The organism is bacterium 336/3, from assembly GCA_001281695.1.
Taxonomy (GTDB): domain Bacteria; phylum Bacteroidota; class Bacteroidia; order Cytophagales; family Thermonemataceae; genus Raineya.
In genome coordinates this window covers 507,444-524,857 of record LJIE01000001.1, presented here as the reverse complement: position 1 = coordinate 524,857, position 17,414 = coordinate 507,444, and the positions used below count along the sequence as shown (strand labels likewise).

Annotated in this window: 15 protein-coding genes, 1 other RNA gene and 1 pseudogene; 5 read left to right on the top strand and 12 right to left on the bottom strand. The window is 32.8% G+C overall.

Going from position 1 to position 17,414, the window contains the following annotated elements; all coding sequences use genetic code 11:
- Positions 1–43 precede the first annotated feature (43 nt).
- Entirely contained in the window at positions 44–604 is a 561-nt protein-coding gene (locus tag AD998_02490) for a hypothetical protein (protein ID KOY85170.1), read from the top strand.
- A gap of 117 nt (positions 605–721) precedes the next feature.
- Here AD998_02490 and AD998_02485 read toward each other — a convergent pair whose 3' ends face one another.
- The 7 genes and pseudogenes from AD998_02485 to AD998_02455 all read right to left on the bottom strand — a co-directional run bounded on the left by AD998_02485 (position 722) and on the right by AD998_02455 (position 8,609).
- Positions 722–1,150, bottom strand: a complete 429-nt coding sequence (locus tag AD998_02485; GenBank protein KOY85169.1) for a hypothetical protein — start codon at positions 1,148–1,150, stop codon at positions 722–724.
- Between the two features lie 4 nt (positions 1,151–1,154).
- Positions 1,155–2,513 (bottom strand): succinate-semialdehyde dehydrogenase, encoded by a 1,359-nt coding sequence (locus tag AD998_02480; protein KOY85168.1) that lies wholly within the window; start codon positions 2,511–2,513, stop codon positions 1,155–1,157.
- Positions 2,514–3,065, bottom strand: coding sequence for a peptide methionine sulfoxide reductase (locus tag AD998_02475; protein KOY85167.1), 552 nt, complete (start codon positions 3,063–3,065; stop codon positions 2,514–2,516). It abuts the gene before it with no gap.
- Positions 3,066–3,268: 203 nt separating this feature from the next.
- The gene (locus AD998_02470) at positions 3,269–4,117 is read right to left on the bottom strand and encodes a hypothetical protein (protein ID KOY85166.1); all 849 of its coding nucleotides are present in this window, start codon (positions 4,115–4,117) and stop codon (positions 3,269–3,271) included.
- 10 nt (positions 4,118–4,127) lie between these two features.
- Positions 4,128–4,784 (bottom strand): hypothetical protein, encoded by a 657-nt coding sequence (locus AD998_02465; protein ID KOY85165.1) that lies wholly within the window; start codon positions 4,782–4,784, stop codon positions 4,128–4,130.
- A 117-nt stretch (positions 4,785–4,901) separates the two neighbouring features.
- A pseudogene (locus AD998_02460) lies at positions 4,902–5,132 on the bottom strand (hypothetical protein).
- A 411-nt stretch (positions 5,133–5,543) separates the two neighbouring features.
- The gene (locus AD998_02455) at positions 5,544–8,609 is read right to left on the bottom strand and encodes a hypothetical protein (protein ID KOY85164.1); all 3,066 of its coding nucleotides are present in this window, start codon (positions 8,607–8,609) and stop codon (positions 5,544–5,546) included.
- Positions 8,610–8,749: 140 nt separating this feature from the next.
- On the opposite strand from AD998_02455, the gene AD998_02450 reads away from it, so the two are divergent.
- On the top strand, positions 8,750–10,636 hold the full coding sequence (locus AD998_02450; protein ID KOY85163.1) for an ABC transporter ATP-binding protein: 1,887 nt from the start codon (positions 8,750–8,752) through the stop codon (positions 10,634–10,636).
- A gap of 40 nt (positions 10,637–10,676) precedes the next feature.
- Complete coding sequence (locus AD998_02445; GenBank protein ID KOY85162.1) at positions 10,677–11,213, top strand: hypothetical protein; 537 nt, start codon at positions 10,677–10,679, stop codon at positions 11,211–11,213.
- 20 nt (positions 11,214–11,233) lie between these two features.
- Here AD998_02445 and AD998_02440 read toward each other — a convergent pair whose 3' ends face one another.
- Positions 11,234–12,019: a hypothetical protein gene (locus AD998_02440; protein KOY85161.1), complete on the bottom strand. Its 786-nt coding sequence runs from the start codon at positions 12,017–12,019 to the stop codon at positions 11,234–11,236.
- 53 nt (positions 12,020–12,072) lie between these two features.
- Positions 12,073–12,783: a cytidylate kinase gene (locus AD998_02435; protein ID KOY85160.1), complete on the bottom strand. Its 711-nt coding sequence runs from the start codon at positions 12,781–12,783 to the stop codon at positions 12,073–12,075.
- A 658-nt stretch (positions 12,784–13,441) separates the two neighbouring features.
- On the opposite strand from AD998_02435, the gene AD998_19250 reads away from it, so the two are divergent.
- Together AD998_19250 and AD998_02430 are read left to right on the top strand one after the other, a co-directional pair.
- Positions 13,442–13,806: bacterial RNase P (locus tag AD998_19250), an RNA gene on the top strand.
- A 75-nt stretch (positions 13,807–13,881) separates the two neighbouring features.
- Positions 13,882–14,763 (top strand): MerR family transcriptional regulator, encoded by an 882-nt coding sequence (locus AD998_02430; protein KOY85159.1) that lies wholly within the window; start codon positions 13,882–13,884, stop codon positions 14,761–14,763.
- A 31-nt stretch (positions 14,764–14,794) separates the two neighbouring features.
- Here the strand turns inward: AD998_02430 and AD998_02425 are convergent, their stop codons facing one another.
- Genes AD998_02425 through AD998_02415 form a run of 3 tightly spaced genes read right to left on the bottom strand, consistent with a single transcriptional unit; the run spans position 14,795 to position 17,366 of the window.
- Positions 14,795–15,820: a thiamine-monophosphate kinase gene (locus tag AD998_02425; GenBank protein KOY85158.1), complete on the bottom strand. Its 1,026-nt coding sequence runs from the start codon at positions 15,818–15,820 to the stop codon at positions 14,795–14,797.
- Positions 15,817–16,314 (bottom strand): hypothetical protein, encoded by a 498-nt coding sequence (locus AD998_02420; GenBank protein ID KOY85157.1) that lies wholly within the window; start codon positions 16,312–16,314, stop codon positions 15,817–15,819. The genes AD998_02425 and AD998_02420 overlap by 4 nt, the downstream gene beginning before the upstream one ends.
- Positions 16,311–17,366: an ABC transporter permease gene (locus AD998_02415; protein KOY85156.1), complete on the bottom strand. Its 1,056-nt coding sequence runs from the start codon at positions 17,364–17,366 to the stop codon at positions 16,311–16,313. The genes AD998_02420 and AD998_02415 overlap by 4 nt, the downstream gene beginning before the upstream one ends.
- Positions 17,367–17,414 lie beyond the last annotated feature (48 nt).

Below are 17,414 nucleotides of genomic sequence, written 5' to 3'. Positions count from 1 at the left end.
ACATAATGAAAAAATAGTATCTTTATCATTCAAGTCTAAAACTATGAAAATTTATATTTTACTCATTTGGTTATTTTTTAGCTTCTCTCAAAGTTCTTTTTGCCAAAATAAGCCTGATTTTAAAAATCAAGGAGAACAAGAATTATATTGGGCAAAAAAGTTTTTTGAAAAAAATTATAAGAAACAAAATCACAAAATTTTTGAAGGTAAAATTAAAAGAGTTGGCAATACCTTTGAATTTAGCAGTAGGAGTTTTACTTTAGATAATTCTAATGGACTTGAAATTCTATTAGAAAAAGGTGTATTTTATCCACAGATTATTTTTGGGGAATGGGTACAACCTTCGGATTCTACCCAAATATCATTTCAAGATATTATGGAACCAAAGAATGCTACTATTTCTAATTTTAAGGAGCTAAAAAATTTCACTAATAATTATAAAGTTAAAAGATTTTGGTTTTGGTTATTTAAACCATTACACATGAACCCAGATGTTTATTTAATGGAATTAACAAATGAATCCGCCACTGAATTCACCCCTTTGGAAAATTTCATGAAAGGTGCTAAGCTTACTTTTATTAAATATGCTTGGACTAATATATAAACCTACTTCACAAAAATAGCCTTCATATTTACAAATTCTCTGATGCTTGCAATAGAAAGCTTTTTGTTATAACCAGAATATTTGAAATGAATGATATTTTAGAAAAAGTAGAGGATATTAATCAGAAACTTCATATAAATGAGCATTTTTAATGTAAGAAGGTGGTTCTTTCCAACCCTCTTGTGAAATATTTGTTTGTATATAATCAGGCACTTCTGTACCTGAAAAGAGTATCATTATACCTCTTGGGTTATCTGGTAAAATTTTAATGTAATATAACTTACCAATCTCAGGGCAACAATTTTCGTGAATACTTCTTAGAATAGTTTTATTATTAAATTTATATTCTATTACAATATTAGCTGTACCATCATCAATTGTTACATCCACAATTTCAGCAATAGAATACACTCCTTTCTCGTCCAATAATTTTTTTTTGTCCTCAGCTTGTTTTATAAAATAAAGGATTAGAAAGAGAAATGAGAAAAAGCCTAATGTAACAATACAACCACTTTTTTGCCATTCAAACTCTTTTTTTTCTTTCATAAACCTACTTCACAAAAATAGCCTTCATATTTACAAATTCTCTGATGCCTGCAATAGAAAGCTCTCTGCCATAACCAGACCTTTTAATGCCTCCAAAAGGCAATAAAGGTGTAGATTTTACAATCGCATTCACAAAACAGCTTCCTGCTTCGAGTTGTTGGGCTACTTTTTCACCTTTTTCTAAGTCTTTTGTCCAAACAGATGCTCCCAAACCATATACTGAACGATTTGCCAGTTGAATGGCTTCATTTTCGTCTTGAACTACAATCACAGAAGCCACAGGACCAAATAGCTCTTCATTGAAAACCAACATGTGAGGTGTTATATTTGTTAGAATTGTTGGCTCAAAAAAGGCTTTGTTAGCTTTTGAGTTACCTAAAATCATATTGGCTCCTTGCTCTATACTTCTTTGCACCTGATTTTCTATATTTTTAGCCAAATCGGGACGTGCCAGACAAGCATAATCTGAACTTTCTTCTAAAGGATTACCAAATTGTAACTTTTTGAATGAATCTATGAACTTCTGTAAAAAGCTCTCATAGATGTCTTCTTCTACAATAAATCGTTTGGCTGCGATACAACTTTGCCCCATATTTATCATACGGCTTAGCCTTGCATTGGGAATTGTTATATCTAGATCTGCATCTGCAAGTACTACAAAGGCATCACTTCCACCAAGTTCTAAAACTGTTTTTTTCAGGTATTTTCCTGCTAAACTTGCTACTTGCGAACCTGCTCGTTCGCTACCTGTAAGTGTGACTGCCTGTACTATGTCTGAGGCGATAATACTTTCAACATCAGTTATTTCCAAAAATAAATTCTGAAAAACACCTTCTTCAAAACCTGCTTGCAGAAATATATTTTCAATTGCCAGAGCACATTGAGGAACATTAGGAGCATGTTTTAAGAATGCCACATTTCCTGCCATGAGTGAGGGTATAGCAAACCGAAAAGCCTGCCAAAAAGGGAAATTCCAAGGCATGACTGCAAAAACTGCCCCTAAAGGTTCAAAACGAATGTAGCTTTTTGTTCCTTCGGTGGCTACTATTTCATCTACCAAGTGTTTTTCTGCATTTTCAGCATAATAACGACAGAGCATTGCACATTTTTCTATTTCTGCCCTTGCCTCTCTGATTACTTTACCCATTTCTACAGTGATGAGTTGAGCATATTGCTCTTTGTTTTTTTCAAGAATTTCGGAAACTCTAAAAAACAAAGTAGATTTTTTATCAAATGGGATGTTTTTCCAAGAAGCGTATGCCTGCTTGGCTAACGTTAATTTTTGCTCAATTTGTGAGGTTTTTAGGCTTTCAAAACTGGTGATAAGCTCCTCTGTAAAAGGATTTCGACTTTCAAATGTCATTTATTTTTTCAGTTTGTCTTTAAATACTTTTTGAAGTTTTTCAATTTTGGGACGAATGACGAAGTAACAATAGCTTTGACTGCCGTTTTCATTATAATAGTTCTGATGATAATCCTCAGCCACATAAAACTTTTTAAATTCTGTAACTTCTGTTATGATAGGATTTGAGAAGACTTTTTCTTCATTGAGTGTTTTGATTACTTTCTCAGCAGTAGCTTTTTGTTCAGGTGTATGATAAAAAATAGCTGAACGGTATTGTGTACCCACATCATTACCTTGTCTGTTGCGTGTAGTGGGGTCATGTGTCCCAAAAAATACTTCCAAAATAGTTTCAACACTTACTTTGGTTTTGTCGTAAGTAAGTTGGCAAACCTCAGCATGTCCTGTTGTTTCGCTACATACTTCTTTATAAGTAGGATTATCTTTAAAACCACCTGAATACCCTGATTCTACTTTTGTTACTCCTTCTATACGTTGGAACACTGCTTCTACACACCAAAAGCACCCTGCCCCAAGTGTAATTGTTTCTAAATTTGCTGAGTTGGTTGTCATATTCTGATTTGATTGCGTTTTTTTCTGTTTTTGTCCACAAGCGGAGAGGGAAATCAATAAGAAGAATGAAAAAGCTAAAACTCTGGAAAAGATTTGCATAAACTTTGAGGTGTTTTATTCTTTCAACATTATAATGAGGCTTTTTGTTCAACAAAAAAGCCTTGATAATAAATTATCAAGGCTTTCATTTTTTATTTTACAGATTATTCTACTTTTATTTTCATACCTCTGATACCCATATCCACTACCTGCTCACCTAACAACGGTTCAAAAAAACCGTTTGGGGTGGTATCTCTCCATTCAAAACTTTTGTTGGTAGAAAGAGATGCTGTGATGATAATATCTTTGGTTTCTTTACCAGTAATCTGTAAAGGAGTATCAAATTTGGCTGTTACCACACATGAGCCTGCTGGAATGGGCGAAGTAGCTGCAATAGGGTTAGGCACAGTTGTACCTGGTGCCTGCCCTTGTGTGATTCCATTCACAGTTTCAAAAGCCCAAAATCCTTGTTTTTTATTTGCATTTATAGTAATAGAGTTGCCTTTTACTTGAGTATTCTTGATGTAAGAATTGTAGCCAATAAAAGAAGCGATTGTACCTGTCAAATCTGAGCCATTTGCTCTAAAACTAATATCATAGTTTTGGTATGCCAACGAAATTCTCAAATACTCATAACTTTGAGCCTTGATATCTTTGATAGGAATGCTCAAATATACCTCGTTTTCGCCTTTCAAAATACTTTTTTCAAAATCAATGGCTGTTTCACCTCCCAAAGCAGTTTCTGTTGCATGATACAATACACTTCCTTGCCCCAATTGAGTAAGAGCATTGGGAGATAACTCAAAATAATGAGCCGAAATTTTATTGAATGTGGGGTTTTGTCCTGCATTGCCTGCTGGCATTGTAGCAACATTTCCAAAACCATCCAAACGTTCTTGGGTAGAGTTGAATTTGAATTTAAAAATCACTTTTACTTCTGGGCTTGGGTCGTTTTTTTTACAAGAAACAGTCCCAAGACTTAAGATTCCTAAAAAAAGAATTGCTTTCTTCATATATTTTTAATTATTGAACTTGTACAGTTTTATGTTTAGGAACATAGCTTGTTTCCCAACGTCCACCTGCTCCTGTTACCTGAGAAGCTGTTCCAAAATTTTTACGGTTCAAAATCATGGATACACTACCATTGGGTAATTGTTGTAATTGATTAACTGGTAAAATCATTTGTGTTGCTCCTGCTCCTGTTTGCGAAAAAAGTCTTGCATCACCTTCTGCTTGCCCATTTACACCCAAATATACAGTTTCTCCTTGAACAAGAGCATTGCCTTGCCAAGTAAATGTAAAAGCACTATTTTTAGAAAGGTTTGTAAAGTTTGTGGGATATTCAATTGTATTTGCTATTGTTACAGTGTTTGTATATTCCTTCCCATTCACATCTTTCCAAACAAAGTTTCCAGTATTTTTTAGTCCAGCAAATTCACGTTCATAATAGGTAAGGTTTAATACATTTTTTTCAATCATAGCTCCTCCATCAAAAGTAACTTGACTATTGCCAGTAAGTTTTAGTTGTGTACCAAATTCGTTGCCAAATCTAAAATAAGCCTTAGCGAATGTTTTATCGAAATTTGCATCATAATAAAGTTCATAGATTACAAAAACTCTATTTTGATCAACACTGGCAGCATCTTCGGCAGGTGTACACGACCACAATAAAGAAGCCATTAAGAAAATAAAAAGAGAGACTTTTTTCATAAGAGTTACATTATTTTAAGTTAAAACTATGTATGCTCTAACAAATTCGTTGCCTAAAGGCTACCAAAAATTTAACCTATGTTAAATTCAGTTTTTTAAACCTCTTATTCTGCTTAAAGATGGCAAAGTAATGCCCAAATATGATGCTATTTGCTTGAGAGGAAGTTCTTGTAATATGGAAGGTCTTCTTTTTAATAAATCCTCATATCTTTCTTTGGCAGATAGTTTAATTAAGAAATCTGCTTGTTCTGCTACTCTTAAAACATAGTGTTCAGCAACCAGTCTTCCCAAACGCTCCCAAAGTGGGTTTTTTTGATAATACCCTAACAATACATCTTTATGTAATCTAAATCCCTCAACATCTGTACAAGCTGTATAATATTTTTTATTGGGGTTGTGTACATCACGAATAAATCCATAAATATCTGTAAGCAATTCATTCTCAAATGTTAACCACCCTATTCTTGGTTTGTTTTTAAACTTTTCTTCTTCTCTTACTATCCCTTGACTGATAAAATACAGGTGTTTGCATACCTGTTGACCTCCATGTATAATTTGCTCTTTCTGATAAGAAACAGGTTGAAAATTAGATAGAAATGCTATCAACTCACTTTCTTCTACTGTAATAAAATTTCGAACAAAAAATGCTATGGGTAATAAATTGACAGGAATGTTCATATATTGTTATGATAAAATTTGGGGCTTATTGTGATAAGCCCCAAATCATTTTTAAGGTTTTATTTTAATAGGCAGATTATTCTTAATTCCATTTTTGATTTTATCATCAGCCAATTTTTTCAAACTATCAGCCTGACGTTTAAGTTTTTCATTTTTAATTTTTTCTAATTCTGCTTTCAATTTAGCTTCACCTTCTTTTTTCAATCTATCAGCTTCAGCTTTTGCTTTTTCTTCTGCTTCTTTTTTAAATTTATCAGCTTCGGCTTTTGCTTTTTCTTCTGCTTCTTTCTTTTTAGCATCTAATTCGTTTTGCAATTTATTTTTCAACTCGTCTTTTTTTGCATCTACTACATTCTTTACTTCGCCTTTCAGATTGTTTTTATCTACTGTTACTTTGATGATAGGTTTTGCATAAGTACCTCCCACTGAGATAATTAAAGGAACTTTATCGAAAGCTACACCTGCACCCAATTGGCTTGTAACCAAACTATTGAGTTGCTGCCCTGCTCCTTTAGCAGGTACATCCATTTTTAAAGTATACTCTAAAGAACCATCCATGATGCCATTACTACCCGAAACATTCATCATATATTTATCAACTTTCATGTTGTAAGGATCCACTACAAAACGTCCATTCTGAATTTTGGCAGTAGTCAGCACATCAGCAAATTTTGCCGATTTGAGTTCAGGCATCTTGATTTGGTCAGCAATTTTTTCCATTAAAGGTACATTTTGAATAGCACCTTCCAAAACTGTTACAAGTCCATCACCTGTAAGCGTATTATAGATGGGCATCATGTCTTGTCCTAGATCGCCTTTCATTTTAAACTTCGTAGAAAACTTCCCTGCTACATTTTGTGTAATAGGGGCTAATTGTTTGATCGTTACAAAAGATTTAGCAGCATCACCCATTTGTAAATCTTTAATACCCAAATCAAAATCAAATTTTGGTTTCTTTTCATCTTGAGTATCATAAGTTCCATTCATTACAAAATCGCCTCCTAATGTATTGAAAGCTCCATCTTGTAGGCTCACTTTACCATCTTTCACAATAATATTTCCTTTCATAGCTCTCAATATCAGGTTATCATACACCACCTCTCCAATAGAAGAATTTAATAGAAAATCTATATTTTTAGGAATAGGAATTACTGTAAGCGGAACATCTTGTTCAGGTGTTGGATTAGCTGGTGTTGGGCTATCAACCAACCATTCATTTACATCAAATTTTTTGGATGTAAAATTAAGTTTGCCTTTGATAGTTTCATCTTTAAAGATATATCCCAAGTAGTTTGAAATAGTTCCATTGGCTTGCATATCACTTCTACCCGCAGAACCCTCAAATTTTTCTAATACCATTTCTTTTGGATTAAACTGTAAATGAGCATTGTTGACTTTTACAATGGGCATGTCTTTGGTTTCATACACAAAACTTGTCATGGTTACATCACCACTATTCGTTATTTTTTCATATTGTCCCTTATCTATATACGACATTCTACCTGCTGAAGTGATATCTCCTTTTACCCTTCCTGCCAATTTCATCCCTTCTAAAGGATATATTTTTGTGATTTTTGTCAAATCTATGACTCCATTTGCTTTTACATTGAAGTCTATATCTTCAAAATTTCTGAATGTAGCTGTTGCATTAAATGGTTCATTTTGAAGCATCATAGAAAAATTTTGCACTGAAAACTCACTATTGGGTAGAGTTCCATCACTTTTTGCTGTTGCCTGCATATTGAGTTTTTCAAGAGGTTCAGGAAAAGCTGAAGATTTTACATAACCATTTTGCAGACTCATGGCTGCATTGACGGTTGGCATTTGCTTGCCATCATAAATACCTTTTGCTGTACCATCTAAACTAAACAAACCTGAAAGACTTAACCCTGACATTGGGAACATTTTTGTTACATCAGCCAGATTTAGTTTTGCTTTGGCATTGGCATCAATATTCATTTTGGTAAGTCCTTGTACCAAAGCTCTGGCATCTATAGGGTTTTGCCCTAAATCCATGTGGAATTTTTTCAAGTCAATTTTCATGTTGTCAATAACTCCATCGTCTGTCCCAAGATTCAAATCTACTTGAATATTATTAACAGGAGTAGGAACAGCAGGGTATTGGAAAGACCCATTATCTACTTTAAGCCCTAAATGAAATGCTGGCATTTGTACAGCATTGTAAGTTCCCTTTACATCTCCATTAAAAGCTATTTTACCACTAGCTTTAATATCTTTAAAATCTTTTGTATAGACACCTGGTACTAAAGATAGTAATGTTTTGAAATCAGTATCTGTGGTAGCATATTTGATATCCATAGTGATATTGGTATCAGGCATAGCCACAAAACCATCGAATTTTAAACCAAAATCGTTGAGTTGTACTTTATTTTCTTTGAAAGTGAATTTAAACCCTTTCAAATCCATGCCCATCGTTACCTCTGCTGTTACTTTTTTCTCTGTGAGATATTCTGTTCCATCAAAGCTAAAAGTAAACTTTTCAATATTAGTTTCTGAGTACAAATCAAAAACATCAGCATCTAAATTTCCTTTCCCTTCGTGGTTTATTTTATCAATTTTCACATACATGGGCATGGTTTTATCTTCATAAACAACCAAACCCTCTGTTACTTCCCATTTTTTGATGGCTAAACTAAATTTGGAGGTTGTATCTTGTGTCTTTTTGGCTGTTGTGTCTAAAGGTTGTGGGCGGACAATATCCCAGTTTGCTTTTCCTTCTTTATTGACTTTGGCGAAAACTCTTGGCTTATCCAAAGAAATTTTATTAATCTTCATTTTATCACCAAAAACACTCCATAAATCTACTGTGATGTTAAAAGACTTAATAGAAGCAAGTGTATCACCTTTGAATGGAGCATTGTTTACAACACTTAAATTATTGAGTGATGCAGTTACATCAGGGAAGCTTTTAAAAAGGCTCAAACTAAAATCATTCGCCTTAAAATTGACTTTTGCATCTACATACAAAGCAATTTGCTTGTCTATTTCTGCTTTTATTTTGTCTTTAAACAAAAAAGGAACAGCTATTGCAAAGCCCAAAATAGCGACTAAGAATATACCCAGCCCGATAAAGACTCGTTTCAATATTTTTTTCATAATTGAGTTTGGTTGAACTAATAGTTTTACGATATAGAGGGAAATTTAGTTGCTTTTTAAAAGAACAACAATAGTAATGCCGAAAAAATTATATATTTGTGGTAGTTTAAGGTTTTTTAGTGATTTTTCGTTGAATTAGAATGCTTACAATACACAACCTCTCTTTTTCTTTTGGTGGAAGAACCATGTATGAGGAGGCTTCATTGCAAATCAAGCCCAAAGACAAAATCGGTTTGATAGGTTTAAATGGTACAGGAAAATCTACATTATTGAGGCTCATTGTTGGTGAATATCAGCCTGATGCAGGTAATATTTCTAAAAGTAAAGAGTGTACCATAGGTTTTTTAAATCAAGATTTACTTTCATATCAATCAGAAGAATCTATTTTGCAAGTAGCTATGCAAGCCTTTGAAAGGCAAAATCAGATTCAATCAGAGATTAATGAAATTATCAAGAAGCTTGAAAAAGACTATTCTGATAGCTTAGTAGATAAACTAAGCCACTTACAAGAAGAATTTGGCATTTTGGATGGCTATAGCATGCAAGCTAAAGCTGAAGCTGTATTAGAAGGTTTAGGTTTCGCAACAGAAAACTTACAGAAGCCTTTAAGTACTTTTTCGGGTGGATGGCGTATGCGTGTGATGCTTGCCAAACTATTACTACAACACCCTGCTTTACTCATTTTGGATGAACCTACCAACCACTTGGATTTACCTTCTATTCAGTGGATAGAAGAATACTTGGCAGATTATGATGGGGCTGTTTTGGTAGTTTCTCACGATAGAGATTTTTTAGATAATATTGCTGATACTATTGTAGAAATTTCTCAAAAGAAACTCAATATTTATACAGGCAATTATACTGATTTCTTGGAGCAAAAAGCTGAAAGACAGGAAATTCAGAAAAATGCTTTCCAAAATCAACAAGCCTTGATTAAACAAACTGAGCGTTTTATTACTCGTTTTAAGGCAAAAGCCTCTAAAGCGAAACAAGTACAATCAAGGGTAAAGGCTTTAGAACGTCTGGACAAAATTGAGGATGTAATTGAGGAAAATGTAAAACTTCATTTCAGGTTTACTTTTTCACAAAATTCGGGTAAGCAAGTCATGGAATTGAAGAATATTTCTAAAAATTATGGAGATTTAAAAATTTTACAAAATAGTTCTATTAATATTGAGCGAGGCGATAAAATTGCCTTGGTTGGAGCAAATGGAAAAGGAAAGTCTACAGTTTTAAGAATTTTACTTGGGACAGAAAATTTTGAAGGTGAAAACAAGTTGGGACATAATGTAAGGATGACATATTATGCTCAACATCAGATAGAAGCCTTAAACTTGAATGTTGATTTGCTAACAGAACTGAACCAAACAGGTACAACCAGAACAGAAGTAGAACTTAGAACTATTTTGGGTTGCTTTTTATTTTCAGGAGAGGAAGTTTTCAAAAAAATAAAAGTATTATCAGGAGGAGAGAAATCGAGGGTTGCGTTGGCAAAAACATTGCTTTCTGATGCTAATTTTTTACTTTTAGATGAGCCTACCAACCACTTAGATATTATTTCAGTATCTATTCTTTCACAAGCATTACAAAGCTATGAAGGCTCTTTTATAGTAGTTTCCCATGATAGAAACTTTATTAGGAACATTGCCAATAAAATTTGGTATATTGAGAATCATCAGATTAAAGAGTTTTTAGGTACTTATGACGAATACGAAATTTGGCAAGAAGAAAGGCTTTTAACTCAAATTTCTGAAAAAGAAAAGGCACCAAAAGAAAAAATTAAAGAAACTACTCCCAATAAATCCAATACCACAAAAGATTCTAAAAAAATAGAAAAAGATATTGAGAGGATAGAACAAGAAATTACTAAATTGGAAGAAGAAAAACTATCTTTAGAACAAAAGCTTGCTGATTCAAGTTTATATAGCCAAAAAGATGTGCTTGAACAAACTCAACAACAATATTCTTTAGTAGAATCATTATTATTCCAAAAAATGCAAGATTGGGAGAATCTCTTAACTAATTAAACTTTTTGAATACACCACTGTCTTTTTTATTGATTAATTTATGGAAAAAGTTTACATCAAAGAGGTTAATGAACTTCATAGAGCTAAGAAAATAGAGGAAAATCTTGATTTACAAGAGACTGACTTAAAAGAAGAATATAGAAGACTTCTAGATAATTTTGAGGAAGCTATTGGGCAAATGAGACTGATTACGAATGTAAGCGATAAAATTCAAAAAAAACTAGATAGATTAAATGCTGCTTTAGATCAAAAAAATCAAGAGTTAGATGGTAAAAACCAGGAATTAGACATCAAAAACAAACAACTTCAGGAAACTATAGATCAACTTACACAAGCTCGTGCAGGCAAAATAGCAACCACCATCGTTTTAATATTAGCAATTATATTATTTTTGATTGAAGAAATTTTATTGGAGCCACTCATCGTAGATTTTGTGAGTGCCAATCAGTGGGTAAGTATAGGTATTAAATTATTCTTGGTACTTTCATTAAAACCCATAGAGTCAGTGTTAGAAAATGTAGTCTTAAACTATATTTATAAAAAGAAGTTAGAATCTAAAGGTTCTGAAAAAATATAGTTTTTCCATTTTCTTATTTTTTAGTATAATAAACCTGTTTTGTTTGGGTCTTTTAGGTTTATCCAAAAAATATTAATAGGTTCATCGTCATCTATTTGCCCATTTGCATTTTTATCCCATTTTGCAAAAACATACATAAAGTCATTTTCTAAATCATATTCAGATTTGAACACTGAATAATTTTCAGGAACAAGATGATTTAATTTATCCCCATTGCTATTAAACAGATAAAATCGTCTTAAATCTTTTTGATTAATAAATTTATCTTTGTTGGTATCATCATTATAAACTGACACTAAAAAATAATTTCTCTTAATAATTTTATTGTTTAATGTATCTTTTGAGAATGTTGGATAATAGAGTGTTTTTATCAGAACAGGTTTATCAAAAAAATCTTTTTTCTTATTGCTTAGAATGTCATAATGTGAAACATTTACTAAATTATAACCAAAAATGCCTTTCAATCCAGGAATATAATTTCCATTCCAATTGTTTCCTCGTTCCAATTCCATATCATTACTTAAATACTTGTTAGAACCAATAAATTTTATTCCATCATTTTTGTTGATATTAACTTTATAAATTGTTGTAAGCCTTATATTAGAAATTCCTGTAAGTAAAACGTTGCTTGGTCGTGTATCAATTTTTACAGAATCTTTGCTTATTGTATTTGTCTTTTCATCTTCACTATTGCTTGATGTTTGTGTATTATTTATGGGAAATCCTTTGTTATCAAGTTTTCTTTCAGAACATCCAAACAAAACATTAAATGATAGTACAATGAAAATTACAGTTTTATTTTTCATTTAATTTATTCTACTCTAAATTTTCAAATTATTCGAAATTATAGTAAAAGAAACTATATTTCTAAAGGTTTTGCAATTTTATTGATTTTGATGATATGACTTGTTGCAAGTTGCAATACATATTCTACTTGTTCATCAACAGTCATAAAGGTAGTATCAAGATAATGAGCATCTTCTGCTTTTTTCAGAGGGCTTTCAGAACGAGTAGTATCAATTCTATCTCTAGTTTTCAAGTTTTCAAGAATTTCATCTAAATCTACAATTTCATCCTTTTCGATAAGCTCTTTTTGTCTTCTAAAAGCTCTTGTATATACATCCGCTGTCATAAAAATTTTGACCTCTGCATCAGGAAATACAGTTGTTCCAATATCTCGTCCATCCATAACCACACCTCTTTTTTTACCTAATTTTTGTTGTTGGCGAACCATAGCCCTACGAACTTCAGGTATTGCACTAACAGGGCTTACCCTTTCAGAGATATACATTTTTCTGATTTCGTCTTCAACATTTAAGTTATTAAGATAAGTATCACTATGTTGAGTATTAGGGTTAAACCTAAAAGAGATATCTATTTTTTCTAATGCATCTAGAATTGCTTTTGGATTGGTTAGTTCTATATAATTTTCATAAAAGTATAGTGTAACAGCTCGATACATAGCTCCCGTATCAATATAGGTATAACCTAACTGAGAGGCTACAAGTTTGGCGGTAGAACTTTTACCACATGCTGAATAACCATCTAAAGCAATTACTATTTTTCGCATTTTTAGCAGTCTTTAATAGGACAAGGAATACGACCCGATTTAGGCATTTTGCCATTTCGTCTTCTTGGAGGATTTTGTGATTGACAAGATTCCAAAGTAAATACGATTAGAAAGCCTAAAAAAAATGGCAATAAATTGATTTTTTTAAAAAACTTAGTTTTCATGGTTTCGAGTTTTATCTACGGTTACCACGAGGATAACCACTATAAGTACGCAAGTTTATATCACGATGTTTACGTGGAGTCCATGTTTGGCTATCATACCCACCATGTTTTCTTCGATATGCACTGTTATCTACGCACGAGCTAAGCATAAAAGTAGACAATAAGTACACTGTAAATACAATCAGTAACTTTTTCATATTCCTTTTTATTTTAAAATCCCTATTCTTAAAGCTTCCAATTATCTTGCCTTTTTATTATAATAATAAGGGTAATGTTTTTTTGGAATCCAATTTTGAGAGTCATACCCACCATGTTTACGACGATATGACATGCTATTATTTCCGCAAGCTCCAAGTATCATCATTAAAGTAAATAAGCAAATTGAAGTCTTTAACCATTTCATAAGGCAAGAGTTTTTTACAAATATTAGTAATTTTTAGCTTAATACAAAAAAAGTATAAGAAAAACTCTGACATTTTATGTATTTTTGTATCACTACAAGTCGTCTTATCGCTTTATGAAAATAAAGAGGAAAGTCTGGGCAACACAGAGCAACTTGCTTCCTAACGGGAAGGCAGCTAAAAAACTGACAGCCAGTGCCACAGAAAACAAACCGCCTGAAAAGGTAAGGGTGAAAAGGTAGTGTAAGAGACTACCGCTTTGTTGGTGACAACAAAGGCAGGGTAAACCTCAAGTGTTGAAAGACCAAATAAGCCGATGTTTACTTTTTTGTAAAAAAGGTTGCTCGCCTGAGTCGGCGGGTAGGTCGATAAAGGCTTACTGTGAAGTAAGTCTTAGATAAATGATAAGAAGCACAATTTTTGTGTTACAGAACCCGGCTTACAGACTTGTAGTTTTTTAAACATTTTAGAAAGTATTCTGTTATATTCATAACAAGACATTTTTTATTTTGAGATTTTAAGATGAAGATACCATGAGCAACTACTCTATAAAAGATGTAGAAAGTCTTTCAGGAATTAAAGCACATACACTTCGTATTTGGGAGCAACGTTACAATATTCTAAAACCTAAACGCACTGATACTAATATTCGTTATTATGATGAATTAGATTTAAAACTCATTCTCAACATTTCTGTATTAAATAAACATGGGCACAAAATTTCTAAAATTGCCCAAATGTCCGAAGAGGAATTAAGAGAAGAAATGATTAGCCTTTCGGACAGAACCCAAGATGCTTCTGATAAAATACAAGCTTTGACTTTGTGTATGATGGATATGGATGAAGAAAAGTTTGAGTATCTCTTATCTCAAAGTATTAAGCAAGTTGGTTTTGAAAATACGATGCTCAAAGTTATTTTTCCTTTTCTTAATAGAATAGGTATTCTATGGCTTGCTGGTTCTGTAAACCCTGCCCAAGAGCATTTTATGACTCATCTTATCAGACAAAAGGTAATAGCAGCTATTGATAACTTAAAACCTAATTATACTGAAGGTAAAAGATATATGTTATTCTTGCCAGAAGGTGAATGGCATGAGCTGTCTTTATTATTTGCAAATTATTTATTGCGTAGCAGAAGACAAAGAACTTCTTATTTAGGACAAACATTACCCCTTGGAGATTTAAAAGAGGCTTATAGAGTTTGTAAACCAGATTTCTTATTTACAGTTATTACAAGTGTCCCTTCATTTCATCATGTACAAGGTTACATCAATGAACTTTCCTCTCTATTTCCTGATACCACAATTCTCTTGAGTGGTAGCCAAGTAGTAGGGCAAGGTTTAGACACACCTCATAACACTCAAATTTTCAGCAAGATAGAAGATATGTTTGAGTTTATTGAAGAGAATTTTTAAACAAAAAGCCCAAATAAATTGGGCTTTTTGTTTAAAAATGTTGCCAGCCTTGAGCTTGCAAAGGAATTACGTTTCCTGCTCTCATTGCTAAATTAATTTTTTTATCAGGCTCTGTAGTATAGCCAATAGTAGAAATATCTGGATGATTTTTAATTTTTTCGTAATCTTCTTGTTTAATAGTAAATAATAACTCATAATCTTCCCCACCATTCAAAGCACAAGTTACAGGCGAGATATTCAAATCGTTGATGGCTGTGTCATAGGTTTCTTGAGCAATCGGCAACTTATCTTCATAAATCATAGCCCCCAAATTGGATTGTGTACAAATGTGAAAAACTTCAGAAGCCAACCCATCCGAAATATCAATCATAGATGTAGGTACAATTCCTAACTCTTCTAATTCATAAATAACATCCATTCGAGCTTCAGGACGAAGCTGTCTTTTTACTACAAAATCTTTACCTTCTAACTGTGGTTGCATATCAGGATTTGTCAAAAACACTTGTTTTTCTCTTTCCAAAATTTGTAAACCAGCATAAGCTCCTCCCAAATCACCTGTTACACAAATAATATCGCCTTTTTGAGCAGTATTTCTATAAGCTATTTTATGTTTTTCTACTGTTCCTAAAACAGTAACAGATAAAACTAATCCACTTCTTGAAGAAGTAGTATCTCCACCTACCAAGTCAACTTTATAGTTTTGGCAAGCAATTTTCATTCCTTCATAAAGCTCTTGCAATGCTTCTACTGAAAAACGGTTACTCATAGCCAAAGAAACAAGTACTTGTTTGGGTTTGGCATTCATGGCTGCAATATCAGAAACATTAACAGCTATAGCTTTGTAACCCAAATGTTTAAGAGGATAATAACTCAAGTCGAAATGAATCCCCTCTACCAACATATCTGTGGAAGTAACCAAGTATTTATCTCCTAAATCCATAACAGCAGCATCATCCCCTACTCCTTTTATCGTTTCTGAATGAAATATGGTCGTGTTTTGCGTTAAAGCCTTGATAAGTCCAAACTCTCCTAAAGTACTGACTTCTGTTCGTTTCATATATTTTTAATTAATTCTAATTCAAAAAAATCTAACTCATTCATAATTTGATAATGAGCTTTTTGATAAAAGGGCTTTCTTTGTTTGTATAGTTCTTCTAATTGCTTTTGAACAGCTTCTTGTGTTTTCCCTTGAAATATAGGGCGTTGTGAAATATTTTGACAAATTCTATCTATTATAGTTGAGAGAGGAGTATCTAAAAAAATTGCTATTCCTTTTTCTATGATAAATTCCATATTATCATAAAAACATGGTGTTCCTCCCCCTGTGGATATGACCGTGTTTTTATTAAAAATTAGTTCTTTTAGGGATTGTGATTCTAATTTTCTAAAAAAGAACTCTCCTTCTTCTGCAAATATTTGAGGGATTGTCTTCTGATATTTTTTTTCTATTAAGTTATCTAAGTCAACAACAGTAAAGTTATATATTTCAGCTATTTTCTTAGCCAATGTACTTTTGCCTGAAGCAGGCATTCCTACCAAAAAAATTATCATTGCAAACGAATACGAGGATCTATTACTGCATACAATAAATCTACAACAATACTAATGATAATAAATATTACCCCTACAACCAATGCTGATGCCATAATAATGGGTAAATCTAAATTACTTACAGCAGAAATAGTTTCATAACCTAATCCCTGATAATTGAAGATCCACTCAATAAAGTAAGCTCCACCCATTAGAGATGCTAACCATCCTGAAACCGAGGTTACCACTGGGTTTAAGGCATTTTTAAGAGCATGTTTATAGATAAGTAGTTGTTTAGGAACACCTTTAGCTCTTGCTGTTCGGATATAATCTTGTGAGAGAACATCTAACATAGAGCTTCGTGTAAGTTGAGTAATAATAGACAAAGGTCTTATTCCCAATGTAATAGCTGGTAAAATCAAATTGCCTAACATTAGCCTTTCTTCTCCTTCATAATCTAATTCCCACAAAGAACCTATACCATTTAAGCCAGTGTATTCAGCCCAAACATATCCAAAATAACGAGAAATAAGAGCTGCTGCCACAAATGAAGGTACTGAAATCCCTATTGTAGAAATAACAATAAGAGTTTGATCGAGCCATTTACCTTGATTGAGAGCTGTTACAATACCTAAGAATACCCCGACAATAGTTGCAAATAGCATAGCTGTGATTGCAAGAATCAAAGTATTCCAAATTCGTTCATTGATAATTTCAGAGACTTTTTTCTGGGTTTGAAAAGATTTTCTTAGATAAGGAAATTTCAATACCAATACACTCTTTCCCACAGGAATAACACGAGCATATCCATATTTATCTTTTTCTTCAGGTGTATCTGAATGTACTGAAATAGGAGAAAGATCTCTTAAATAGTTATAAAGCTGATAGCCGATAGGTTTATCTAAACCTAAATCTTGCTGAATAGCCTTTCTTGTTGCTTCGTCAGAACGTTGCCCTGTAATCATAGAAACTGGGTCGCCAGGTAAAGCATGGAATAGTAAAAACACTACGATAATGACTCCCAAGAGAATCATGAAACCATAGCCCAAACGTTTGAGTACATATTGCAACATGAATTTTTCAAAAAATTAAAACACCTTTTCTATTTTGCTTACAGCCAA